Source organism: Caulobacter sp. SLTY, assembly GCF_009905535.1.
Classification (GTDB): Bacteria; Pseudomonadota; Alphaproteobacteria; order Caulobacterales; family Caulobacteraceae; genus Caulobacter.
Genome location: NZ_JAAALA010000006.1, coordinates 107,930 through 131,986 on the forward strand (window position 1 = coordinate 107,930; position 24,057 = coordinate 131,986).

Genomic DNA, 24,057 nt, shown 5'->3' on the forward strand with positions numbered 1-24,057 from the left:
AGCTGGTAAGATAACCATCTTACCAACGGCCATCAAGCTTCACGCACTGACCAGCGCCTGGACCTCCGGCACCGTCTCCTTCAGCCGCCCGCCCATCCGGATCGGCTCGATCCGCTTGGCCAGGCCCGTCTTGTCGTCCGTCTCGACATAGACGCCGCACACCGTCGCCGGGCCGTCCGCCGGGCGGTACCGGCCCTGGCTGATCTTGGTGGTGAACCGGCGCAGCGGCTCTTCCTTGTCGTTGCCGATGACGCTGTCGTAGTCGGCGCAGGCCCCCGCGTCGGTCTGGTAGGCGGTGCCGCCGGTCAGGATCTGGGCGTCGGCGGTAGGCACGTGGGTGTGGGTGCCGACCACCAGGCTGGCGCGGCCGTCGCAGAAGTGACCCATGGCCATCTTTTCGCTGGTCGCCTCGCAGTGCATGTCGACCACCACCGCGTCGGCGACGACCTGCAGCGGGGCGCTGTCCAGCTCGCGGTTCACCGCCGCGAAGGGGTCGTCCATGGCGTCCATGTGCACACGGCCCAGCACGTTGACCACCAGGATGCGGCGGCCGTCCCGCAGCTCGAACAGGTTCGAACCCCGGCCCGGCGCGTCGGACAGGATCGGATAGTTGGCCGGGCGGATCAGCCGGGGCTCGCGGACGATGTAGGTCAGCGCCTCCTTCTGGTCCCAGCTGTGGTTGCCGAGCGTCAGGCAGTCGGCCCCGGCGTCGAACAGCTCGCGGGCGGTGTTCTCGGTGATGCCGAAGCCGGCGGCGGCGTTCTCGGCATTGACGATCACGAAGTCGAGGCCGAGACGGCGGCGAAGACCGGGCAGATGATCGGAGAGCCCGTCCCGGCCGGACCGGCCGACGACATCCCCGAAGAAGGCGATACGCATTCAGAAATCCTTTCGGGCGGGGTTATAGCCCGCCTCGGTCAGAATCCCATCCAGCGGCTGGTCCAGCGGTCCGTGCGGCACGGCGTCGACCTCCTGGCCCTGGTAGGCGAGACCGATCCTGGGCGCCGCTCCGCCGTCCGTCATGGCGGCGAAGGTGCGGTCATAGAAGCCGCCTCCCTGGCCGAGACGATGGCCGCGCCGGTCGAAGGCCAGCAGCGGTACGAAGATCAGGCTAGGCGCCAGCGGCTGAGCGCTGTCCAGCGGCGCCGGCAGGCCCGCCAGGTCGTGGGCGAGGATGTCGCGCGGTTTCCAACTGCGGAACTCGAGCGGTCCCTCCAGATCGATCACCGCCGGCAGGGCCAGCCGCCAGCCCCTGCGCATCAGCGCCTCGCCCAGCGGCCGGGGATCGATCTCCGCCCCCAGCGCCTTGTAGAGGGCCGCCACCCCCGGCTTCAGTCGAAAGACCTCGAGCACGGCGTCCGCCTGGTCGGCGATCATCCAATCAGCTTCGGGATGCTGCACCTGCAGCGCCTTGCGATGCCTGCGCGCCTCGATCCGCAGGGCGGCCTTCTGGGCGTCGAGGACGGGATCGTGTGTCATGGGGGTTAGAGTGGCGGCGCCGCGAGGACCGTGAAAGACAGTTTTATCCCCTCAGACCCGGATAACCAGGTGGGCGCCATATACCTCCAGCCACGGCCAGAGACAGGGACAGCTCCCTTCGAGAGAATTAAGGTCAGAAGGATAGATCGCTCCCGACGCGAACCGCAGCAGACCCGCCACCGGACAAGGTAGGCGCGGACGGCGCCGTTCTCAAGGCGGCGCGTGCTACGCCCCGCCGCCGCCCATCTTCTCGATGCGTTTCGCCGCGTTCTCCAGCGCCGCGGCCGCCTTCATCTCCACCCGCGCCTGTTCGGCCTGGGCCTTGGCCAGTTCGTTCTGCAGATGCCCGACCCGCAGCTTCAGATCCGACAGCTCGTCGGTCAGCAAAAGGGCGGTCATCAGGAACAACCGGGTCTCACCCAGCTGCCCCACCTCCTGCCCCACGGCCCGCACCTGCTGGTCGAAGGTCGCGGCCAGCTCCATCAGGTGCCGTTCCTGGCCATCCTCGCAGCCGACCAGGAAGGGCTTGCCGTTCACCGTCACATTCAGCTGGGCCATCGCTTACGCCTCCCCCAGCGCTGAACGGATCTCGCCGATCGCCCGGCCCAGCGCTTCGCTCGCCTGCGCCCCGGCCTCTTCCAGCGCCCGCTCGCGAGCGCGGCTGGCGTCCAGTTCGGCAGCCAGCCGAGCGCGGTCGGCGTCGAACAGCCCACCGGCTTCGGCGCCCGCCTCGCGGACCCGCTCGCTCATCCGCTGCTCCAGCACACCCAGCGCCCGCTCCAGGCGGCGCACGGCCAGGTCGAGGGCCCCGCCCTCCGACTCTCCGCTCATTCGTCCCGCTCCGTGATCACAACGACTCTATAGACTGCGTCGCCCCGGCGCCGGAAGGCGGGTTGCGCAGGCGGCCCACACATGCGAACGCCCCCGAAAACCGGCAGCAGAGCGAGTCCCCCATGTCCGTCAGTCCCGTGAAGATGGCCGACGCCATCCGCGTGCTTTCCATGGACGCGGTCCATGCGGCGAAATCGGGGCACCAGGGCGCGCCGATGGGCCTGGCCGACGTGGCCACCGTCCTGTTCACCAAATTCCTGAAGTACGACGCCGCCAAGCCGGACTGGGCCGACCGGGACCGCTTCGTGCTGTCGGCCGGCCACGCCTCGATGCTGATCTACAGCCTTCTCCACCTCACCGGCTCCAAGGCCGTGACGATGGATGAGATCAAGAACTTCCGTCAGTGGGGAAGCAAGACCGCCGGCCACCCGGAATACGGCCACACGCCCGGCGTCGAGACCACGACCGGCCCGCTGGGCCAGGGCATCGCTACCGCCGTCGGCATGGCCATGGCCGAGCGCTCGATGAACGCCCGCTACGGCGACGACCTGGTCGACCACCGCACCTGGGTCATCGCCGGCGACGGCTGCCTTATGGAAGGCGTATCACAGGAGGCCATCAGCCTGGCCGGCCGGCTGAAGCTGTCCAAGCTGACGGTGCTGTTCGACGATAACAACACCACCATCGACGGCGCCGCCACCATCTCCGAAACCGGCGACCAGCTGGCCCGGTTCAAGGCCGCCGGCTGGGCGGTGAAGGCCGTCGACGGCCACGACCATGGCAAGATCGCTGCCGCGATGCGCTGGGCGACCCGCCAGTCGGTCCCGACCATGATCGCCTGCCGCACCCTGATCTCGAAGGGCGCCGGGGCCAAGGAGGGCGACGTCAACGGCCACGGCTATTCCCTGTTCGACGAGGAGGCGACCCTGGCCCGCCAGGCCATGGGCTGGCCCCTGCCGCCGTTCGAAATCCCCGACGACATCGCCGACGCCTGGCGCAAGGCCGGGCGCAAGGGCGCCTCGGTCCGCCGCAAGTGGGACGCCCGGCTCAAGGCCAGCGACAAGGGCGCCGACTTCACCCGTGCCATGAAGGGCGACCTGCCCGAGGGCGCCTTCAAGGCCTTGGACGCCTACATCGCCGGCCTGCTGAACGAGCCGGTCGCCAACGCCACCCGCGTCCACAGCGGCTCGGCCCTGGCCAAGCTGACCCCGGCGATCCCCGAAATGATCGGCGGCTCGGCCGACCTGACCGGCTCCAACAACACCTACGTCAAGGGCATGATCCCCTTCGACGCGCCCGACTACGCGGGGACCTATGTCCACTACGGCGTGCGCGAGCATGGCATGGCCGCGGCCATGAACGGCATGGCCCTGCACGGCGGGGTCATCCCGTTCAGCGGCACCTTCATGGTGTTCAGCGACTACAGCCGCGCCGCGATCCGGCTGGGGGCGCTGATGGGCGTCCGCGTCATCCACGTGATGACCCACGACAGCATCGGCCTGGGCGAAGACGGCCCGACCCACCAGCCTGTCGAGCATCTGGCCGCCCTGCGCGCCATGCCCAACCTGCTGGTCTTCCGCCCGGCCGACGCGGTCGAGGCCGCCGAATGCTGGAAAACGGCGCTGGAGCAGAAGACCACCCCGTCGATCATGGCCCTGTCGCGCCAGAAGACCCCGGTCGGCCGCACCTTCGCGCCGGAGAACCTGTCGGCCAAGGGCGCCTATGAAATCGCCCCCGCCGACGGCAAGGCCCAGGTGACGATCTTCGCCAGCGGCACCGAAGTCGGCGTCGCCCTGGCCGCGCGCACGATCCTGGCCACCGATGGCATCGCCGCCCGCGTCGTCTCCACCCCCTGCTGGGAGCTGTTCGAGCAACAGTCCCCCGCCTACCGCAAGGCCACGATCGGCGACGCCCCCGTCCGCGTGGCGGTCGAGGCCGCCGTCCGCTTCGGATGGGAACGCTTCATCGGCGAGGACGGCGTCTTCGTCGGCATGACCGGCTTTGGCGCCAGCGCCCCGTTCGAGCGGCTGTATAAGGAGTTCGGCATCACGCCCGAGGCGGTGGCCGCCGCCGCCAAGGCCAAGCTCTAGGAGCCCTTCATGCGCCGCACCCTTCTCACCCTGACCGCTCTCGGCCTGCTTGCCGGCCCGGCCCTCGCCGCGGGCGGCATCGCCCTGCAGGGCCAGAACCCGCTCAGCGAGACGGCCGACGCCTTCCCCCGCATCGTCAATCCCGCGGGCCCGAAGATCGAGCGCATCAACCAGGCGCTTGGCCGCGCTGACGCCCGCGCCAAGAAGGCGATCAAGGACTGCGGCAAGGGCCCTGAGGTCGAGTTCGAACGCGCCGTCACCGCCCCGATGACCGGCCAGCCCTTCCTGACCCTGGTGGCCAGCGACTACGCCTCCTGCGGCGGCGCCCACCCCTCGATCAATCAGACCCACCTGACTTACGACCTCGGCACAGGCCGGCCGATCAATTGGGCCGAGTACCTGCCGGCGGAGCTGGTCAAGCCGGAGACCCTGATCGATGTCGGCGACGGCAGCCAGCTGGGCGCCGTCCAGGCCCCGGCCCTGCTCGACTTCTACAAGGCCGGCGCCAAGGCCAAGCGCCAGGAGCGCGACTGCGACGAAGTCATCGACGGGGCCGACAGCCTGGTCCTGTGGATCGACGCCAAGGCCCAGGGCGTGGCCATGCAGATGGCGTCGGTCCCTCATGCCGTTCAGGCCTGCAACGAGGCCGTGGTGATGAAGACCGACCAGCTGCGCAAGCGGGGCGCCAGGCCGGCCCTCACCGACGCCATCGACGCCGCCAAGAAGGGGAAGAACTGGCAATGAAACTCGGCACGCCGCTCTCCCCGACCGCCACCAAGGTGATGCTGCTGGGCTGCGGCGAGCTCGGCAAAGAGGTGGTCATCGAGCTGCAGCGCCTTGGGGTCGAGGTGATCGGCGTCGACCGCTACGCCGACGCCCCGGCCATGCAGGTCGCCCACCGCAGCCACGTCATCCAGATGACCGATGCGGCCGCCCTGCGCGCCCTGGTCGAGGACGAGCGGCCGCACCTGATCGTTCCGGAGATCGAGGCAATAGCCACCGATGAGCTGGCGCGGATCGAGGCTGACGGGCTGGCCACGGTGATCCCCACCGCCCGCGCCACCCAGCTGACCATGAACCGCGAGGGCATCCGCCGCCTGGCCGCCGAGGACCTGGGCCTGCCGACCAGCCCCTACGCCTTCGCCTCGACGCTTCAAGAGCTTCAGGCCGGCGCCGACAAGGTCGGCTACCCCTGCTTCGTCAAACCGGTGATGAGCAGTTCCGGCAAGGGCCAGTCCTACGTCGAGACCGCCGCCGACATCGCGGCAGCCTGGGACTACGCGCTTTCCGCCGGCCGGGTCGCCGAGGCGCGGGTGATCGTCGAGGGCCGGATCGCCTTCGACTACGAGATCACCCAGCTGACCGTCCGCGCCGGCCCCGACGGCGCCATCGACACCCACTTCTGCGCCCCGGTCGGCCACCGCCAGGTCAAGGGCGACTATGTCGAAAGCTGGCAGCCCCAGGCGATGAGCGCCCTGGCCCTCGAGCGGTCTCGCGACATGGCCGGCAAGGTCACGGCGGCCCTGGGCGGCCGCGGCCTGTTCGGCGTCGAGCTGTTCGTGAAGGGCGACGAGGTCTGGTTCAGCGAGGTCAGCCCCCGCCCCCACGACACGGGCCTCGTCACCCTGGCCACCCAGACCTACAGCGAGTTCGCCCTCCACGCCCGCGCCATCCTGGGCCTGCCGGTCGACGTCACCCTGGAGCGCCCTGGCGCCAGCGCGGTGATCTACGGCGGCATGGAAGCGACCGGCGTGGCGTTCGAGGGCGTGGAAGAGGCGCTTGCCGTTCCCGGCGCCGACCTGCGCCTGTTCGGCAAGCCGGAGGCCTTCGAGCGACGGCGGATGGGCGTGGCCATCGCTCGCGGCGCGGATACGGATGAAGCCCGGGCGCGGGCGGTGGAAGCGGCGGGCAAGGTTAAAGTCGTCCGGGGTTCTTAAACCCTCTCCCTCCCACCTGCTTCGCAGGCGGGCCCCTCGCTCTCCCTCGCGGGAGAGGGGCTGCTTGGACGATCCGTCCTGGATTTATGGAGTTCAGGCACGAACTTGCCACTCTCCCGCGAGGGAGAGGGAGGGGCCCGCGCCGAAGGCGTGGGAGGGAGAGGGTTTACGGTCCTAGCCGATACATCCCGTAACCCCTCTTGACCCCTGCAAGGGTTGACTTCCCGGCCCCCAACCGCAAAACCCGCCGCCAATCACGAAATCGTTGGCGGGAGCCCTTCACCCATGACCCTTCGCGTCGCCATCAATGGCTTTGGCCGTATCGGCCGTCTCGTCCTGCGCTCGATCGCCGAGCATGGCCGCACGGATATCGAGGTCGTGGCCATCAACGACCTGGGTCCGGTGGAGACCAACGCCCACCTGCTGCGCTACGACAGCGTCCACGGCCGCTTCCCCGGCAAGGTGACGACCGGCGAGGACTGGATCGACGTCGGCATGGGCAAGATCAAGGTCACCGCCGAGCGGGACCCTGCCAACCTGCCGCACAAGGATCTGGGCGTCGACATCGCCTTCGAGTGCACCGGCATCTTCACCAGCAAGGACAAGGCATCCGCCCACCTGACCGCCGGCGCCAAGCGCGTGCTGGTCAGCGCCCCGGCCGACAACGCCGACAAGACCATCGTCTACAAGGTCAACCACGAGACCCTGACCGCCGACGATATCGTCGTTTCCAACGGCAGCTGCACCACCAACGCCCTGGCTCCGGTGGCCAAGGTGCTGCACGACCTGTTCGGCATCGAGCGTGGCTACATGACCACCATCCATGCCTACACCGGCGACCAGCCGACCCTCGACACCATGCACAAGGACCTCTACCGCGGCCGCGCCGCCGCCCTGAGCATGATCCCCACCTCGACCGGCGCCGCCAAGGCCCTGGGCCTGGTCCTGCCGGCCCTGAAGGGCAAGCTGGACGGCAGCTCGATCCGCGTCCCGACCCCCAACGTCTCGGTCGTCGACCTGAAGGTGGTGGCCGGCCGCGACGTCACCGTGGAAGAGATCAACGCCGCCCTGCAGGCCGCGGCCGACGGCCCGATGTCGGGCGTGCTGGACGTGACCACCGATCCGGTCGTCTCCACCGATCTCAACCACATCGCCGCCAGCTCCACCGCCGCCCTGCCCCAGACGCAGGTCGTCGACGGCAAGCTGGCCCGGGTGCTGACCTGGTACGACAACGAATGGGGCTTCGCGACGCGGATGAGCGACACCGCCCTGGTGATGGCGAAGTTCCTGTAAACCCTGCCACCTCCGTCATCCCGGACAGCCCGAACGGCTCATCCGGGACCCAGGGGGTGCGTGATCTCGCTGTATCAACCGCCCGTGCGGTGGTCCTGGGTCCCGGCTCTCCGCGCTTCGCGCTGCGGCCGGGATGACGGGGATAGTTAGAACGGACGTAGCCCATGCCCTTCCGCTCCCTCGAAACCGCCGACCTCGCCGGCAAGCGCGTCCTGGTCCGGGTCGATCTCAACGTGCCGATGGCCGACGGGGCGATCACCGACGACACCCGCCTGCGAGCCGTGCTGCCGACCATCCGCTACCTGAGCACCCAGGGCGCCAAGACCATCCTGCTGGCCCACTTCGACCGGCCCAAGGGCAAGCGCGTGCCGGAGATGAGCCTCAAGCCCGTGGTCGCGCCGCTGGCCGACCTGCTGGAGCAGGAAGTGTTCTTCTCGGACGACTGCATCGGCGCCGACGCCGCCAAGGTCGTGGGCAGCCTGGAGAACGGCGGCGTCGCCCTGCTGGAAAACCTGCGCTTCCATCCGGGTGAAGAGAAGAACGACCCCGCCTTCGCCGCCGAGCTCGCCACCCTGGGCGACCTCTACGTCAACGACGCCTTCAGCGCCGCTCACCGCGCCCACGCCTCCACCGAAGGCGTCGCACGCCTGCTGCCGGCCTATCCGGGCCTCTCCATGCAGCGCGAACTGGAAGCCCTCGATGCGGCGCTCGGCTCGCCCAAGCGCCCGGTCATGGGCATCGTCGGCGGCGCCAAGGTCTCGACCAAGCTCGACCTTCTGAACAACCTCGTCAGCAAGCTGCAATACCTGGCCATCGGCGGCGGCATGGCCAACACCTTCCTGGCCGCCCAGGGCATCGATGTCGGCGCCAGCCTCTGCGAGCACGACCTCGGCGACACCGCCCGCGAGATCCTGGAATCGGCCAAGACGGCCGGCTGCGAAATCCTCCTCCCCGTCGACGTGGTGACCGCCACCGAGTTCAAGGCGAACGCCGCCCACAAGACCCAGGGCCTCGACAAGATCGCCGCCGACGACCGCATCCTCGACGCGGGCCCCGAGACGACCAAGCGCCTGCTGGCCGCCATGGACGCCTCCGCCACCCTGATCTGGAACGGACCCCTCGGCGTCTTCGAACTTCCCCCCTTCGACGCCGCCACGGTCGCGGCCGCGAAGCATGCTGCGAAGCTGGCGACCGAAGGCAAGCTGGTCGCCGTGGCGGGCGGCGGCGACACCGTCTCGGCCCTCAACCACGCCGGCGTGGCCGCTGAAATGACCTTCGTCTCGACCGCCGGCGGCGCCTTCCTCGAATGGATGGAAGGCAAGGACCTGCCGGGCGTTCAAGCGCTGGAAGTCTAAGGATAGAGTAGCCGATCATCGCTCTCCCCCACATCGTGGGGGAGTGGCTTTGGCGAGCGCTGCAAGCGAGCCAAACCGAGGGGGTTCCACCGCCGGTTCAGAAGGAACCTCTCCAACCGCCGGCGCTGCCCCGCCTCCTGGTCCGTCGCGCACGCTCCGAACCGTCCTCCGCCCCCTCGCGGGGGCGGAGAGCGACTTGCCCCTGGCCCCATCTTCCTGCATCCCTTTTGCGAACGGACGCCAAGCAACTCGCGCCGTCACAAGGGGAAGAAACCACAATGTTCTCGCACGTCATGGTCGGCACCAACGACCTCCAGAAGTCCAAGGTCTTCTACGACAAGATCATGGGCACGCTCGGCATCGGCCCGTCGTTCGTCGATGGCCACCGAATGTTCTACATGAGCCCCAAGGGCGCCTTCGCGGTCTCGCAGCCGATCGACGGCCAGCCGGCCTGCCACGCCAACGGCGGCACCATCGGTTTCGCCTGCGACTCCCCCGAACAGGTCAAGGCCTGGCATGACGCCGGCGTCGAGGCCGGCGGCACGTCCATCGAAGACCCGCCCGGTGAGCGGATCAGCAACCTCGGCAAGATGCACCTCGCCTACCTACGCGACCCCGACGGCAACAAGCTGTGCGCCATGCACCGCCCCGCCTGACTTTAAGGAGCGGCGCCGGCCAGCCCGGCGCCGACACCCCATGCATACCGGCTCCTGCCTCTGCGGCGCGGTCCGCTTTTCGACCACCGCCGGCATCGACCACTCCGACGCCTGCCACTGCACGATGTGCCGCAAGGCGTCCGGCCACTTCTGGGCCTCGGCCGACGTGCCGAAGGAGACCTTGACCATCGAGGGCGAGGACGCCCTCCGCTGGTACGCCTCCTCGCCGAAGGTCCGCCGCGGCTTCTGCGCAACCTGCGGCTCGCAACTGTTCTGGGACCCCATCCACGGCAAGCGCATCGCCTTCGCCATGGGCGCCCTCGACAAGCCGACCGGCCTGAAGCTCAGCAAGCACATCTTCGTCGCCGACAAGGGTGACTACTACGAGATCGCCGACGGCCTGCCGCAGGAGGCCGCGCCGCCCTAGAGCGCGTTCCGATCAGTGGGAACCGGTAATCGGATCAAACACGCGATCAGCAAGACCCTAGAGCGGCGCGATGTGATTCCATCAGATCGCGGCGCTCTAGTCGGCCTCGGCCATGTACTCGCGCACGGCGGATACCAGGTCCGCCGTCGGGATCGAGGCCACCTGATCCGGATCGCGGGAGGCGGGGTCGCAGACCGTCTGGACCATCGTCCCGCCATAGGTGCCCGGCTTGTTCGCCGCCCAGGGCATCTGGGTGTCGGATCGCGCCAGAACGCGGCCATCCTCAGCGAAGGTGGTCATGCCGACCCGCCGGCTCTCCAGGGCCTCACAGCGGAATTCTTCCAGCACCTCGATGTGACCGACGGTCTCGCCCGATTGTCCAGCTGCGTCCGCCACCACCCAGACGAACTTGACTCGCGTCACCGCGCCTTCGCTGACCACAGAGGACAGGTCGAGAAGGATGACCTGCTCGGACTCGATGGTGATCGGATAGAAATCCCCCGCCAGCGCCGGCCCCGTCACCGCCAGTCCGGCGACCAACGCCGCCGCCATAACCGCCTTTTGCATCGTCTTCTCCCCGCTCTGGCCGGCACTCTAAGGCCGAACCGCGTCGTCCGCTCCTGCCAATCGCCAGCCTGAGATTCTTAACCCGAACTTAGACGCGAGAGCTCAAGATGCGTCGGAACCGGGAGCGCATTTTGGACGGCTGGAACATTCTGCTCGGGGCGATCCTGGCCGCCTACGCCCTGCCCTACATCCTGGCCGCCATCTTTGCCGTGACCTGCATCGGCTTCGCGATCAAGGCGGCCAACAGGCAGAATTTCGTCCTGTCGATCCTGCTCTTCGTCGTGGCATTCACCCCGGCGCTGATCCCGCCGGCTATCGAGCTGGGCAAGCGGACCCGCGCAGAGACCCGGACGGAGCAGATCGCCGGGCTGAAGCGGGCTCGTATCGACGGGACGCCACCGCGCGCCCTGGTCGCCCGTGGCGGTATCGGCTGGCCTCACGCCTTCCGACTAATGGCCCTGGGCGCCTTCACCGAAGTCCACCAGATCGGCCGGCGCGGTGACCACATCGTCTTGCGGCTAAACTCGACCACCCAGTGCAACGCCCTAGCGGCCGCGACCCGCAACGCCTTCGACCGGGGCGCCTTGAAAGAGGCTGAGCTGACGCGGGACATGGAGGACTGCCTGCGGGAAACCTCCGGCAGCGGCGCGGAGGAGGGCCTGCCGGACCACGCCATCATCCTGCTGGTGGACCACGAGTCTGCGCTAAAGCCCTCCAACAGCCTAAAGTCCAACAGCGTCTTCGAACTGCGCCTCAAGACCCCCTCCCAAGACGCCCTGCTCGACTATTGGGAAGCGCCCGACGCGGCGGCCGAGCCGCCGCCGCTGTTCAACCGCAAGCCCTACGTGCCCAGGCCTGAACTCGACATCGTCGCCTTCATCCTGGACGCCACCCGGCCGCCACGCCAATCTTGATCACGCCCCCGTGACAGCCGGGGGTGACTCCGCGCACGCTCGCGGCTAAACCCGACCCACAAAATCAGAACACGCCCGCAAGGAGTTCCCCGTGGCCCGCATCACCCTGCGCCAGTTGCTCGACCACGCCGCCGAGCACGACTACGGCCTGCCCGCCTTCAACATCAACAACATGGAACAGGGCCTGGCGATCATGGAGGCGGCCGACGCCGTCGACGCGCCGGTCATCATCCAGGCCAGCCGCGGCGCCCGCAGCTACGCCAACGACATCATGCTGGCCCGGCTGATCGACGCCTTGGTCGAGATCTATCCGCACATCCCCGTCTGCATGCACCAGGACCACGGCAACGGCCCGGCCACCTGCGCCACCGCCATCCAGTACGGCTTCACCAGCGTGATGATGGACGGCAGCCTGGAAGAGGACGGCAAGACCCCGGCCAGCTACGAGTACAACGTCGATGTCACCCGCCGGGTGACCGAGATGGCCCACAGCTGCGGGGTCTCCGTAGAGGGCGAGCTGGGCGTGCTGGGCAGCCTGGAGACCGGCATGGGCGAGGCCGAGGACGGCCACGGCTTCGAGGGCAAGCTGGACCATTCGGCCCTGCTGACCGACCCGGACCAGGCCGTGGACTTCGTCAAGAAGACCCAGGTCGACGCCCTCGCCATCGCCATGGGCACCAGCCATGGCGCCTACAAGTTCAGCCGCCAGCCCGATGGCGCGGTGCTGGCCATGAACGTCATCGAGGAAATCCACCGCCGCCTGCCCAACACCCACCTGGTGATGCATGGCTCCTCCTCGGTCCCGAAGGACCTGCAGGAGATCATCAACGCCTATGGCGGCGAGATGCCGGAGACCTGGGGCGTGCCGGTGGAAGAGATTCAGCGCGGCATCAAGCACGGCGTGCGCAAGATCAACATCGACACCGACAACCGCATGGCCATGACCGGCGCCATCCGCAAGGTGATGGCCATGAAGCCCGGCGAGTTCGACCCGCGCGCCTATCTGAAGCCCGCCAAGGAAGCCATGCGCAAGATCTGCCAGCAGCGCTTCGAAGAGTTCGGCGCCGAGGGCTGGGCCGGCAAGATCAAGCCGCTCAGCACCGCGGCGATGGCCAAGCGCTACGAAAGCGGCGAACTGACCATCAAGATCGACAAGACGCTGCAGGCGGCGGAGTAGGCGTTCGAAGACCGACGACCTCCCTCCCATTTCCGGGAGAGAGGTGTAGCCTTCGTCCATGCGCCTCGCCGTCCTAGCCTTCGTCGGAAGCCTTCTCGCCGCGCCCGCGCTCGCTCAGGCTCCAGTCGACAAGACAGCCGCCCAGGTCCTGGCCGGCGGCGCGGCGCTTGAAGGCCGCACGGTCCGCATCCGGGGCTTCGTCGACCAGTGCAGCCGGCAGGCCTGCTATGTCTGCGACAGCCTCACGCCAACACCGTCCAGCTGCCTCAGCCTATTCCGCTGGCGCGGCGCCTATACGGTGGAGGCCGACGAGGACGGCTTTGTTCGGGAACAGGACGCGCTCAACACCTTGCACCGCTTCAGCGAGGTCGTGCTGACCGGTCAGGTCGACATTTGGGGAGATGACGACGAACAGGACTATCAGCGCGCCGTTTCCGAGATGGTCCAAGCCGAAAGCCGCATCGTTACCTGCGGCGGGGACCGCGTCTGTCATCGGCGCCGGAGCGGGCCTTGGCTCGACCAGATTTCGGTTGAGAGAACCTTGGGTCGTCGCTCGGCGCTGGATGGTCTCATCACCGATCAGCGCCCCCTGAACCCCGCTCCGCCGAGCGCGGACGCAGCCCTTCGGGAAGCTTTCGCCGCGCGGAACAACGGCCCGCTGACCGTCACCGACGCCGCCACGTATGTCGACAACCTCGAAAACCCCAACTTCGGTTGGCTGTGCGTAGATCCCTCCGGTCGTAGGCCCGACCGCTGGCCAACCTTGACCGCGCACCTTTTGCCCAGCCCGTCCAACCCGTACCGCTGCTTCGCGGCGGGTCGAGATGGGGAGCGCTGGATCTTCTACTGGTGGAACGAGCTGTAGGTCGCACTCCGGATTTAGGCCTCGATGTCCGCGCCCTTCATCTCGCGCACGAACAGCCAGCCGATCACCGCCGTCGCGGCGGCCACCACCACCGGATACCAGAGGCCGAAGTAGATGTTGCCCGTGGCGGCGACCATGGCGAAGGCCGTGGTCGGCAGGAAGCCGCCGAACCAGCCGTTGCCGATGTGATAGGGCAGGCTCATCGAGGTGTAGCGGATGCGGGCCGGGAACATCTCCACCAGCGCCGCCGCGATCGGCCCGTAGACCATGGTCACCAGCAGCACGAGCGCGAACAGGATGGCCACCACCAGCGGCTTGTCGACCTTGGCCGCTTCGGCCTTGGCCGGATAGCCGGCGGCTGCCAACGCCGCGCCGAGGTCCTTGCGCCAGACCGTCTGGGCCTCGGCGAAGGCCTTCCCCGACATGCCCGCGCCCTCGAACGATGCCACCTTCACCGTCCCGATCTCGACCACCGCGAGACTCCCGGCCGGGGCGGCGACGTTCTCATAGCTCACCCCCGCCGAGGCCAAGGCTGACTTGGCCACGTCGCAACTGCGGGTGAAGGCGGTCTTGCCCACCGGATCGAACTGGAAACTGCAGGCCGCCGGATCGGCGATCACCCGCACCGGGGCGCTGGCGCTCGCCGCCGCCAGGGCCGGGTTGGCCGCCACGGTCAGGGCCTTGAACAGCGGAAAGAAGCTCAACGCCGCGATCAGACAGCCGGCCAGGATGATCGGCTTTCGCCCCACCTTGTCCGACAGCCAGCCGAAAACGATGAAGAACGGCGTCCCCAAGAGCAGCGCGATGGCCACCAACGTGTTGGCCGTCGGCCCGTCCACTTTCAAGGTCTTCTCCAGGAAGAACAGGGCGTAGAATTGGCCCGTGTACCAGACCACCGCCTGGCCGGCGGTCAGCCCAACCAGCGCCAGGATCACCAGCTTCAAGTTCCTGCCGTCCGCGAACGCCTCACTTAGCGGCTTCTTCGCCGCTCGGCCCTCCTCGACCATCTTCTGGAACACCGGGCTCTCGCCCAGCTTCAGCCGGATCCACAGGCTCACGCCCAAGAGCAGGATCGAGGCCAGAAACGGGATCCGCCAGCCCCAGTCGGCGAAGGCGTCCTCGCCCGTCTGGCCTCGTACCCCGAGAATGACGATCAGCGACAGGAACAGCCCGAGCGTCGCGGTGGTCTGGATGAAGCTGGTATACAGGCCTCGCTTCCCCGGCGGCGCATGCTCGGCCACATAGGTCGCCGCCCCGCCGTACTCCCCGCCGAGCGCCAACCCCTGCAACAGCCGCATCGCCACCAGCAGGATCGGCGCCGCCACCCCGATGGTGTCGTATCCCGGCAGCAGCCCGACCACGAAGGTCGAGCCGCCCATCAGCAGCATGGTCACCAGGAAGGTGTTCTTCCGCCCCCACAGGTCGCCCAGCCGCCCGAACACCACCGCCCCGAACGGCCGCACGAAGAACCCCGCCGCGAAGGCCAGCAGGGCGAAGATATAGCCAGTGGTCTCGTTCACCCCGCTGAAGAAATGCTTGGAGATGAACCCGGCCAGCGAGCCGTACAGATAGAAATCGTACCACTCGAAGATGGTCCCGGCCGACGCCCCGCCGATCACCGTCAGATGGCCGCCTTTGCGGACCTCGTCCTGGCTCATCCCCGCCTCCCATTGTTTGCGGCAGGCTAGACTGAATCCGCGCCCGGATGACAGAGCCGCCGCCGGACGCTAGAACGCCGCTCCCGAATTCACGTCCAGACAGAAGACCGACCATGGCCGGCCACTCAAAATTCAAGAACATCATGCACCGCAAGGGCCGCGCCGACGCCGCCCGGTCCAAGCTGTTCTCCAAGCTCTCCCGCGAAATCACCGTGGCGGCCAAGACCGGCCTGCCCGACCCGGCGATGAACCCGCGCCTGCGCCTGGCGGTGAACAACGCCAAGGCCGAGAGCCTACCCAAGGACGTCATTGAACGCGCCATCAAGAAGGGCCAGGGCGGCGATGCCGAGAGCTATGACGAAATCCGCTACGAAGGCTTCGGCCCCGGCGGCGTCGGGGTCATCGTCGAAGCCCTGACCGACAACAAGAACCGCGCCGCCGCCAACGTCCGCGCCATCTTCGCCAAGAACGGCGGGGCCTTGGGCGAGACCGGCTCGGTCAGCTTCAACTTCGACCGCATGGGCCAGATCACCTACCCCGCCTCCGCCGGTTCGGAAGACGCCGTCATGGAAGCCGCCATCGAGGCCGGCGCCGAAGACGTCGAGAGCGACGAGGAAAGCCACGTCATCTGGACCGCCTTCGAGGACCTGACCGCCGTGGTCGACGCCCTGGCCGGCACACTGGGCGACCCCAAGACCACCGCCCTCACCTGGCGCCCCAAGCTGACCGTCCCCGTCGAGGGTGACGCGGTGGCCACCATCATGAAACTGATCGACACCCTCGACGAGGAAGACGACGTCCAGAACGTCTACGCCAACTTCGACATCAGCGACGAAGAGATGGCGAAGCTGGGGTAACCCCGCTTCTCGCCACGCCCCCCTACCCACCAACCGCACCCCACACCCACACCCCAAGATCGTCATCCTCGGGCTCGTCCCGAGGACCCATTTGTCCGCCGCACGAACGGCGGAGTGGGTGCGCAGCCGCACACCCATGGCAGAGGTTCGCGGGCCGACCGGCCATGGGTCCTCGCAACAAGTGCGAGGATGACGGAGAGTGGGGACGCCAGCCGGGGCCAACCCCTTAGATTCACGAACCTATTTCCATTCTCCGCAAACAGCGTAATCATCCGCTCCCGGAGGGTATTTCATGGATTTCCTGGACGCTCGGGTGCTCAATCCCGAGTTCTATCTGCCGCTGCTGGGCGCCTTGATCGCCGGCAGCCTGATCGGCGTCGAGCGGGGCCATCGCGGCCAGCCGGCGGGTTTCCGCACCCATGCCCTGCTCTGCCTGACCAGCGCCATGCTGATGGTCGCCGCCAACCACCAGCTGGCCTGGACCGGCGCCAACACCCCCCAGGACGTCATACGCATCGATCCCGTCCGCATGAGTCACGGCATCCTCACCGGCGTAGGCTTCCTCGGCGGCGGGGTGATCTTCCGCGAGGGCTTTACCGTCCACGGCCTGACCACGGCGGCTTCGATCTGGGTGACCTCGGCCCTGGGCATCCTCTATGGCGTCGGCTTCTGGAGCGTGGCCATCGCCGGCACCGTCCTGGCCCTGCTGATCCTCTCGGTCTTCCGCCTGCTCGACCGGCTGCTGCCCCAGCAGGCGCTGGCCGAGATCACCATCCGCTACAAGCGCGACTCCGCGCCCGACACCGCCGAACTGCGCCGCCAGATCCTCGAACTGGGCCTCGACCCCGCTCCCTTCAGCCACCGCCTGATGAAGAAGGGCCTGCTCATCGAGCACGGCGCCACCGTCCGCGCCAACAACCGCGCCAAGATGGACAAGCTGGCCGCCATGCTCCGCGACAACCCGCAGGTCGTCGAATTCGAGATCGCCCCGCGCAATCACTGACCCCAGGGGACATGTTCCATTTGCGCAGCAAATGGTACGTGTCCCCTGTCTTCGAAAAAAAAGGGGACACGTACGGATTTCTTGCGAAATCCGAACATGTCCCCCCGCTCCCGCGCGCCCCCCATTTGCACTTTCTTCAGAATCCTCGCCAATGTAGGGAAACATATGGCGAACGCGATCCGACTCCTCGGCCTCGATCCGGGCCTGCGAAAGACCGGCTGGGGCGTCATTGACGTCGAGGGGGCCCGGCTCAGCTGGGTCGCGCACGGTGTTATCTCACCGGATGACAAGGCGCCCTTCTCCGACCGCCTGCTCTGCCTGTTCGAGGGCATCACTGGTGTGATCGACACCTATGGTCCGCACGAGGCCGCCGTCGAGGAGACCTTCCTCAACACTAACGCCCAGTCGACGCTGAAGCTCGGCCATGCCCGCGCCGCAGCCATGATCGCCCCGGCCCGCGCCGGCCTGCTGGTGGCGGAGTACAGCGCCAAGGAGGTCAAGAAGTCGGTGGTCGGGACCGGCGGGGCCGACAAGGGCCAGGTCGCCTACATGATCGCCCGCCTGCTGCCCACCGCCGGGGGCGCCACCGCCGACGCCGCCGATGCACTGGCCGTGGCCATCGCCCACGCCCACGCCCGCAAGGCCCGCGCCATCGGCCAGGTCACCCACCACAGCCTGCGCAAGGCCTTGGGGAAGGTCGCATGATCGGCCGGCTGCGCGGCATCGTCGCCGAGATCGGCGAGGAAGAATGCCTGATCGACGTCGGCGGCGTCGGCTATGTCGTCCGCTGCGGCGCCAAGACGCTCGGCCGCCTGCCCCCTATCGGCGAAGAGACCGTCCTCCACACCGAAAATCCCTGGAGCGAACAGCTCGGCCCCCAGCTCTACGGATTTCTCGCGCGCGACGAGCGCCGCGCCTTCGTCCTGCTGCGCGCCATCCAGGGCGTCGGCCCCAAGGCGGCGATGGCCGTCCTCGACGTGGCCAGTCCGGCCGAACTGGCCGGCGCCGTGGCTCGCGAGGACAAGGCCCTGATCGGCCGCGCCAACGGCGTCGGCCCCAAGCTCGCCCAACGCATTGTCACCGAACTCAAGGACAAGCCGATCAGCGACGGCCCGGCGGTGTTCGCGCCGAACGCGGCGCCGGCGCGGACGGTGCAACCGAGCGCGGCCGGAGAGGCTGTTTCGGCCTTGATGGGCCTCGGCGTCGCCGAATCCATGGCCCGCCGGGTGATCGAACAGGCCCATCTGCGGCTGGGCGAGGAGGCGGAGGTCTCCGCCCTGATCAAGGCCGGGCTGCAGGAACTGGGTAGATGACACGCATCGTCTCCCCCAACGAGGCCCCCACCGAGGCCCCCGACAAGGCCCTCCGACCGCAAACCCTGGCCGAGTTCGTCGGCCAGCAGCAGGCCAAGGCCAATCTCAAGATCTTCATCGACGCCGCCCGCAATCGCGGCGAGCCCCTCGACCACGTGCTGCTGTTCGGCCCCCCGGGCCTGGGCAAGACGACCCTGGCCCAGATCGTCGCCCGCGAGCTGGGCGTCAACTTCCGCGCCACCAGCGGTCCGGTACTGGCCAAGGCCGGCGACCTCGCCGCCATCCTCACCAACCTCGAGCCCAACGACGTCCTGTTCATCGACGAGATCCATCGCCTGAGCAGCAACGTCGAGGAGATCCTCTACCCCGCCATGGAGGACCAGGTGCTCGACCTGGTCATCGGCGAGGGCCCCTCCGCCCGTTCGATCCGCATCGATCTGGCCCCCTTCACCCTGGTCGCCGCCACCACCCGCGCGGGCCTGCTGGCCACGCCCCTGCGCGACCGGTTCGGCATCCCCATCCGCCTGGAATTCTACACCCAGGCGGAACTGAAGAAGGTCATCGAGCACGCCAGCCGCAAGATGGGTATCGCGGTCAGCGACGATGGAGCCGGCGAAATCGCCGCCCGCTCCCGAGGCACGCCCCGCGTCGCCGGCCGCCTGCTGCGCCGGGTCCGCGACTTCGCCGCCGCCGATGGCGCGGAGGTCATCGACCAGCAGCACGCCGCCCGAGCGCTGGCCCGCCTCGAGGTCGACGAACACGGCCTCGACAGCCTCGACCGCCGCTATCTCCGCGCCCTGATCGAGCACTACAACGGCGGCCCCGCCGGCGTCGAAACCCTGGCCTACGCCATCGCCGAGGCCCGCGACGCCGTCGAGGACGTCATCGAGCCCTACCTGATGCAACAGGGCTTCATCCAGCGCACTCCCCGGGGCCGCGTCGCCTGCGGCAAGGCCTACCTGCACCTCGGCCTGAAGGAACCGGTTGCCCCACCGAAAGCGCAGGGCGCCTTATTCGAGGAGGATTGATCGAGCTGGCCCCTTCAATGGCTCATGGCGAAATCGGCTATTGAGACGAGAGAAGTTTTGACGGCAATCCTGGCTTGTTTGACTTCAGTACCCACAGGTGCCTCATCGACCGTCCACTCTCCTCGGCTGACATTCGGCTCGTGTCCCCCTTTGACAAGGCGGCATGCGTTGCGCGGATACGCGCCGGCCTGGACAGCCCCTGGGCCATTTTCGGGTCCAATCCGGTCATCGGTGAGGTCGGCCATAGCCATGCGAACATGCGCCGACGCATGCATTGGCGCGGCCTCTTCCGCTGCTGCCTCGAAGTCCAACTCATCGAGGGGGAGGCAACCACCCTGATCTGCAAACCCGGCCTGCATCCCCTCGCCGCCTTCCTTTCCATCGGCTGGGTCGGAGCCGCCATCGCCGGCCTCGGCATTGTCGGAGCGGTGGTCGTGGCCGGCGGCTGGCATGAACGCCTCTGGCCGCTGCTGGCGCTTCCGGTAGTTCTGGCGTCACTGCTCACCCTGATCCCGGCTCGTCGCAGCGTCGAGGACGACCGGGCCTTCCTGATCGAAGCGCTGACCCGTATGACGGACGCGGTTCAAAGCTGAGACGGCCACCCATGACCGACCTCCCCGCCCCCACTTCAGGCGTCTTCATCGGCCGCGAGCACTGCCTGCCGGTGCGCATCTACTACGAGGACACCGACTTCTCCGGCGTCGTCTACCACGCCAACTACCTCCGCTATTTCGAGCGCGGCCGCAGCGACTTCCTGCGTCTCGCCGGCGTCTCCCACTCCGATCTGCTGGACGGCGAGTCCCCCATCGCTTTCGTGGTCACCCGCATGGAGATCGACTTCAAACGCCCGGCCCGCATCGACGACGCCCTGGTCGTCCGCACCACATACGACCGGGTCAAGGGCCCCCGCCTGTTCGTCAGCCAGACCATCACCCGGGGCGAGGAGTTGATCGCCGCGGCCGTGGTGAACGCCGCCTGCATCCGCCTCGACGGCCGCCCTGCCAAGCCGCCCCCCGGCATGGCCGACAAGCTGCGGCCCTGGTTCCTGCCGGAATAGGTCCCGTTTTTGCACGCCAGCCACGAGTCGGCGTGCATCGGCGGTCACCTCTGGTTAACCAGTAAGGCACAAGTCATTCCGACGCCTTATTGTCACCAAAGCCGCGCAGATGATGCCGGTAAGATGACACCTATCGGGGGAGCCTGATCGCCGCATGGAACCGCAAGCCGTCACGGCCGAGAGCTTTTCCTTCCTGTCCCTGTTCCTTGAGGCCGACTGGGTGATCAAGGGGGTGATGATCGGCTTGGCCATCCTGTCGCTGGTCAGCTGGGCGGTGATCATCGACAAGGCCGTCCGCTTCAGTGGCTTGAACCGCCAAGCCAATGCCTTCGAGGACAAGGTCGGCTCCGGCCGCCCGCTGGAGGAGGTCGCCCAGGAGGCTGGCAACTCCAAGCACCCCCTGCCCCGCCTGCTGAACGCCGCCCTGCGCGAATGGCGCGACACCCGCGCCAAGGGTCACATAGGCGACACCCAGACCGCCCTTCTGATCCAGCGGATCGACCGCGTCCTCGACAGCAACATCGCCCGCGAGAGCCAGAAGGCGGAAGAGGGCCTGGGCACCCTGGCCATCGTGGCCACCGCCAGCCCCTTCATCGGCCTGTTCGGCACCGTCTGGGGCATCATGAACGCCTTCCAGAACATCGCGCTGGAACAGAACACGTCCCTGCCGGTCGTCGCCCCTGCTATCGCGGAAGCCTTGTTCGCCACGGCCATCGGCCTGATCGCCGCCATCCCGGCCTACATCGCCTACAACAAGTTTTCGACCGACGCGGGCAAGTTCGCCGGCCGGCTGGAAAGCTTCGCCGACGACCTGTCCACCGCCATACAGCGCCGCCTGGCCGAGAAGGTCTGAGGCATGGCGCTCTCGGCCAACGACGCCTTCGGGGCGGGCGGCGGGCGACGCCGCAGACGGGGACGCGGCCGACGCGGCGCCCTGTCAGAGATCAACGTCACCCCCCTGGTCGACGTCATGCTGGTGCTGCTGATCATCTTCATGATCTCCGCCCCGCTGCTGACCAGTGGCGTGTCGGTGGAGTTGCCCAAGACCGAGGCCGGCTCGCTCCAGGACCAGTCGGAGCCCCTGACCCTGACCGTCCGCAAGGACGGCAGCCTCTATGTCGGCGAGGAGCCGATCCCCTTCGAGGCGCTGAAACCCCGAATCTCGGCCCTGGCCAACCAGGACTTCGAACGGCCCGTCTACGTCCGCGCCGATGCCGAAGCGACCTATAAGGCCGTCGCCCAGGTGATGGCCGCGCTCAGCACCGGCGGCTTCAAGAAGATCAACCTGATCACCGACACCGGCGGCCCGACCTCCGGGCCGGTTTCGGAAGAGGCGGGGGACTAGGACCTGGCCCGCGAACGCCGCCAGATCGCGCCGGCGCTCATCGCCTCCCTGGCCATTCACGCCGGGCTGGGGGCGCTGGCCCTGTTTGCCTGGCCGCATGATCCCAAGCCCCTGGCCATCGCCGGGGTGCCGGTGACCATCGTCAGCGACGGCCCACCCGAACTCCGCAAGACCATCGAAGGTCCCGAGGAGTTGGACGCCCTGACCGAGGAGCCGATCCCGGTCCCGCCCGAACCGGTGGCCCCGCCGGCCCCGGAGCCGACGCCTCAGCCCCTGCCGCCCAAGGCCAAGCCGGCTGAAAAGCCCAAGCCGCCGACGCCAAGCCCCGCGCCCGCAAAGCGCGCCGAACTCGATTTCGACGACCTGGAAAGCCGACTGAACAAGCGCGGCGGCGGCCAGCCCAAGACCGGCGGCAAGAAGGGTCCGGAGCGCCCGCCCACCTCGCCGACGCCGCAACCCAAGGGCAACCTCGGCGGCGGGCCCCAAGGTATCGCCCTGGAGGGCCTGCAGGCCCAGGTCCAGCGTCGCTGGCGGCCTAACTGCTTCGCCGAGGGCGCGCGCGGCGTGCGGATCACCGTCGAGTTCCGCCTCTCGCCGCTCGGTCAGCTGATGGGCAACCCGCAGGTGACCAAGACCTCAGGCCCCGCCCACCTGATCCAGCCCGAAAGCGACCGGGTTATCGCGGCCATCCGCCAGGCCGTGCCCTTCCGCGACGTGCCCGACGGGCTGGCCGGCCAACGCATCTCCATGAACTTCAACGTGGTCAACGCATGCATCTGACCGCGCCGCCTCATTCCCGTCCATCGCCCTGGCCATGCTCGCCAGCCATGAGGACCCGCCGATGACTCTCCGCTCGCTGCTGATCGCCCTCTGCGCCCTGATCATGGGCGCCGCCGCCCTGCCCGGCGTCGCCGCCGCCCAGGTCGAGATCGACATCAACCAAGGCAATATCGAGCCGGTGCCCATCGCCGTGCCGGCCTTCACCGGCGGCGGGCGGGGCGCCGACATCGCCCAGGTGATCAGCGCCAACCTCGAACGCTCCGGCTTCTTCGCCCCGATCAATCCGTCCGCCTTTCCCGAGCGGGACCTGAACATCGCGGTCCAGCCGCGCTTCGACGCCTGGAAAGCCATCGACGCCCAAATCCTGGTCAACGGCCAGGTCACCGTCGAGGCCGACGGCCGCATGCGGGTCGACTTCCGCCTCTGGAACGTCGGCGATGGCTCGCCCCTGCTGGGCCTGCAGTTCACCTCCACCCCGGAAAACTGGCGCCGGGTGGCCCACAAGATCAGCGACCAGATCTACGAGCGCCTGACCGGCGAGACCGGCTATTTCGACACCCGGGTGGTGTTCATCGCCGAGAGCGGTCCGCGCGGCAAACGCGTCAAGCGCCTGTCGATCATGGACCAGGACGGGGCGAACAACAGCTACCTGACCGACGGCAGCTACATCGTCATGACCCCCCGCTTCTCGGCCGGCAGCCAGGAGATCACCTACATGGCCCTGAGGCCGACGGGGTCGTCCATCTACCTGTTCAACATCGAGACCGGCCGCCAGGAGACTCTGGGCCGCTTCGCCGGCATGGTCTTCGCCCCGCGCTTCTCGCCGGACGGGAAGCGGGTGGTGTTCAGTGTCGAGCGCAACGGCAACAGCGACCTCTACCTGATGGACCTGCGCAGCCGGGGCCAGACGCGGCTGACGAGCGACCCGGGCATCGACACCTCCGGCAGCTTCTCGCCCAACGGCGGCCAGATCGTCTTCAACTCCGACCGGGGCGGCAGTCCGCAGCTCTATGTGATGAATTCGGATGGCTCTGGCGTGCGCCGCATCTCCCGCGGCGGCGGCCGCTACACCACGCCCGTGTGGAGCCCCAAGGGCGACTTCATCGCCTTCACCAAGCAATCGGGCGGCGTCTTTCATATCGGGGTCATGAAACCCGACGGTTCGGACGAGCGCATCCTGACCACCAGCTACCTGGACGAGGGCCCCACCTGGGCGCCGAACGGCCGGGTGCTGATGTTCTTCCGCGAGGGCCGGGGCGGCGAGCCGCGCCTTTGGAACGTGGACATCACCGGCCGCATTCTACGTCCGGCGCCCTACCAGGGTTCGGGTTCCGACCCGGCCTGGTCGCCGCTGCTGGACTAAAGGGGAGATCGGCGCGTTCAACCCGCAAATGAATTGTAGTCCTCGCCGACCGAACCCACGGC

The 24,057-nt window shown here is 68.1% G+C and carries 27 protein-coding genes and 1 other RNA gene; 21 read left to right on the top strand and 7 right to left on the bottom strand.

Translation table 11 applies throughout. From position 1 onward, the window contains the following. Nucleotides 1–39: 39 nt before the first annotated feature. The 5 genes from GVN21_RS05040 to GVN21_RS05060 form a co-directional block, all read right to left on the bottom strand. A complete protein-coding gene (locus GVN21_RS05040; RefSeq protein WP_166573630.1) occupies nt 40–879 on the bottom strand; it encodes a TIGR00282 family metallophosphoesterase in 840 nt (279 codons plus the stop codon). Further along, complete coding sequence (locus GVN21_RS05045; protein ID WP_166573631.1) at nt 880–1,479, bottom strand: 5-formyltetrahydrofolate cyclo-ligase; 600 nt, start codon at nt 1,477–1,479, stop codon at nt 880–882. It lies immediately after the preceding gene. Nucleotides 1,480–1,492: 13 nt separating this feature from the next. Beyond that, nucleotides 1,493–1,653: non-coding RNA, 6S RNA (ssrS, locus tag GVN21_RS05050), on the bottom strand. 51 nt (nt 1,654–1,704) lie between these two features. Then, nucleotides 1,705–2,037, bottom strand: coding sequence for a cell division protein ZapA (gene zapA / locus GVN21_RS05055; protein WP_166573632.1), 333 nt, complete (start codon nt 2,035–2,037; stop codon nt 1,705–1,707). A gap of 3 nt (nt 2,038–2,040) precedes the next feature. Continuing rightward, on the bottom strand, nt 2,041–2,310 hold the full coding sequence (locus GVN21_RS05060; protein WP_166573633.1) for a DUF4164 family protein: 270 nt from the start codon (nt 2,308–2,310) through the stop codon (nt 2,041–2,043). Between the two features lie 122 nt (nt 2,311–2,432). Here GVN21_RS05060 and tkt point away from each other — a divergent pair, with 122 nt between their 5' ends. The 7 genes from tkt to GVN21_RS05095 all read left to right on the top strand — a co-directional run bounded on the left by tkt (nt 2,433) and on the right by GVN21_RS05095 (nt 10,068). Further along, a complete protein-coding gene (gene tkt / locus GVN21_RS05065) occupies nt 2,433–4,400 on the top strand; it encodes a transketolase (protein ID WP_166573634.1) in 1,968 nt (655 codons plus the stop codon). Between the two features lie 9 nt (nt 4,401–4,409). Further along, the gene (locus GVN21_RS05070) at nt 4,410–5,144 is read left to right on the top strand and encodes a hypothetical protein (protein ID WP_166573635.1); all 735 of its coding nucleotides are present in this window, start codon (nt 4,410–4,412) and stop codon (nt 5,142–5,144) included. Further along, on the top strand, nt 5,141–6,337 hold the full coding sequence (gene purT / locus GVN21_RS05075; protein ID WP_166573636.1) for a formate-dependent phosphoribosylglycinamide formyltransferase: 1,197 nt from the start codon (nt 5,141–5,143) through the stop codon (nt 6,335–6,337). The genes GVN21_RS05070 and purT overlap by 4 nt, the downstream gene beginning before the upstream one ends. A 285-nt stretch (nt 6,338–6,622) precedes the next feature. Beyond that, a complete protein-coding gene (gene gap / locus GVN21_RS05080) occupies nt 6,623–7,630 on the top strand; it encodes a type I glyceraldehyde-3-phosphate dehydrogenase (protein WP_166573637.1) in 1,008 nt (335 codons plus the stop codon). 164 nt (nt 7,631–7,794) lie between these two features. Further along, the gene (locus GVN21_RS05085; RefSeq protein WP_166573638.1) at nt 7,795–8,985 is read left to right on the top strand and encodes a phosphoglycerate kinase; all 1,191 of its coding nucleotides are present in this window, start codon (nt 7,795–7,797) and stop codon (nt 8,983–8,985) included. Nucleotides 8,986–9,263: 278 nt separating this feature from the next. Further along, nucleotides 9,264–9,641: a VOC family protein gene (locus tag GVN21_RS05090; protein ID WP_166573639.1), complete on the top strand. Its 378-nt coding sequence runs from the start codon at nt 9,264–9,266 to the stop codon at nt 9,639–9,641. A gap of 40 nt (nt 9,642–9,681) precedes the next feature. After that, on the top strand, nt 9,682–10,068 hold the full coding sequence (locus tag GVN21_RS05095; protein WP_166573640.1) for a GFA family protein: 387 nt from the start codon (nt 9,682–9,684) through the stop codon (nt 10,066–10,068). A gap of 96 nt (nt 10,069–10,164) precedes the next feature. Here the strand turns inward: GVN21_RS05095 and GVN21_RS05100 are convergent, their stop codons facing one another. Continuing rightward, on the bottom strand, nt 10,165–10,635 hold the full coding sequence (locus GVN21_RS05100; protein WP_166573641.1) for a surface-adhesin E family protein: 471 nt from the start codon (nt 10,633–10,635) through the stop codon (nt 10,165–10,167). Nucleotides 10,636–10,742: 107 nt separating this feature from the next. Here GVN21_RS05100 and GVN21_RS05105 point away from each other — a divergent pair, with 107 nt between their 5' ends. The 3 genes from GVN21_RS05105 to GVN21_RS05115 all read left to right on the top strand — a co-directional run bounded on the left by GVN21_RS05105 (nt 10,743) and on the right by GVN21_RS05115 (nt 13,591). Continuing rightward, on the top strand, nt 10,743–11,549 hold the full coding sequence (locus GVN21_RS05105; protein ID WP_166573642.1) for a hypothetical protein: 807 nt from the start codon (nt 10,743–10,745) through the stop codon (nt 11,547–11,549). 91 nt (nt 11,550–11,640) lie between these two features. Then, on the top strand, nt 11,641–12,726 hold the full coding sequence (fba, locus tag GVN21_RS05110; protein WP_166573643.1) for a class II fructose-bisphosphate aldolase: 1,086 nt from the start codon (nt 11,641–11,643) through the stop codon (nt 12,724–12,726). A 58-nt stretch (nt 12,727–12,784) separates the two neighbouring features. Next, the gene (locus tag GVN21_RS05115) at nt 12,785–13,591 is read left to right on the top strand and encodes a hypothetical protein (RefSeq protein WP_166573644.1); all 807 of its coding nucleotides are present in this window, start codon (nt 12,785–12,787) and stop codon (nt 13,589–13,591) included. A 14-nt stretch (nt 13,592–13,605) separates the two neighbouring features. Here GVN21_RS05115 and GVN21_RS05120 read toward each other — a convergent pair whose 3' ends face one another. Further along, complete coding sequence (locus GVN21_RS05120; RefSeq protein WP_166573645.1) at nt 13,606–15,249, bottom strand: MFS transporter; 1,644 nt, start codon at nt 15,247–15,249, stop codon at nt 13,606–13,608. A 113-nt stretch (nt 15,250–15,362) separates the two neighbouring features. Between GVN21_RS05120 and GVN21_RS05125 the strand changes: the two genes are divergently transcribed. From GVN21_RS05125 to tolB, 11 genes are all read left to right on the top strand, one after another. Then, entirely contained in the window at nt 15,363–16,106 is a 744-nt protein-coding gene (locus tag GVN21_RS05125) for a YebC/PmpR family DNA-binding transcriptional regulator (protein ID WP_166573646.1), read from the top strand. Nucleotides 16,107–16,398: 292 nt separating this feature from the next. After that, nucleotides 16,399–17,109: an MgtC/SapB family protein gene (locus GVN21_RS05130; RefSeq protein WP_166573647.1), complete on the top strand. Its 711-nt coding sequence runs from the start codon at nt 16,399–16,401 to the stop codon at nt 17,107–17,109. A 165-nt stretch (nt 17,110–17,274) separates the two neighbouring features. Next, complete coding sequence (ruvC, locus tag GVN21_RS05135) at nt 17,275–17,814, top strand: crossover junction endodeoxyribonuclease RuvC (protein ID WP_166573648.1); 540 nt, start codon at nt 17,275–17,277, stop codon at nt 17,812–17,814. After that, a complete protein-coding gene (ruvA, locus tag GVN21_RS05140) occupies nt 17,811–18,422 on the top strand; it encodes a Holliday junction branch migration protein RuvA (RefSeq protein WP_166573649.1) in 612 nt (203 codons plus the stop codon). The genes ruvC and ruvA overlap by 4 nt, the downstream gene beginning before the upstream one ends. After that, entirely contained in the window at nt 18,419–19,450 is a 1,032-nt protein-coding gene (gene ruvB, locus GVN21_RS05145) for a Holliday junction branch migration DNA helicase RuvB (protein WP_166573650.1), read from the top strand. The genes ruvA and ruvB overlap by 4 nt, the downstream gene beginning before the upstream one ends. Nucleotides 19,451–19,707: 257 nt before the next feature. Further along, nucleotides 19,708–20,043, top strand: a complete 336-nt coding sequence (locus GVN21_RS05150) for a hypothetical protein (RefSeq protein WP_166573651.1) — start codon at nt 19,708–19,710, stop codon at nt 20,041–20,043. 11 nt (nt 20,044–20,054) lie between these two features. Then, on the top strand, nt 20,055–20,507 hold the full coding sequence (ybgC, locus tag GVN21_RS05155) for a tol-pal system-associated acyl-CoA thioesterase (RefSeq protein ID WP_166573652.1): 453 nt from the start codon (nt 20,055–20,057) through the stop codon (nt 20,505–20,507). Nucleotides 20,508–20,661: 154 nt separating this feature from the next. Then, nucleotides 20,662–21,360, top strand: coding sequence for a protein TolQ (tolQ, locus tag GVN21_RS05160; protein WP_166573653.1), 699 nt, complete (start codon nt 20,662–20,664; stop codon nt 21,358–21,360). 3 nt (nt 21,361–21,363) lie between these two features. After that, nucleotides 21,364–21,852, top strand: coding sequence for an ExbD/TolR family protein (locus GVN21_RS05165; RefSeq protein WP_166573654.1), 489 nt, complete (start codon nt 21,364–21,366; stop codon nt 21,850–21,852). A gap of 132 nt (nt 21,853–21,984) precedes the next feature. After that, entirely contained in the window at nt 21,985–22,632 is a 648-nt protein-coding gene (locus GVN21_RS05170; RefSeq protein ID WP_166573655.1) for an energy transducer TonB, read from the top strand. Nucleotides 22,633–22,693: 61 nt separating this feature from the next. Beyond that, nucleotides 22,694–23,995: a Tol-Pal system beta propeller repeat protein TolB gene (gene tolB / locus GVN21_RS05175; protein WP_166573656.1), complete on the top strand. Its 1,302-nt coding sequence runs from the start codon at nt 22,694–22,696 to the stop codon at nt 23,993–23,995. Nucleotides 23,996–24,057 lie beyond the last annotated feature (62 nt).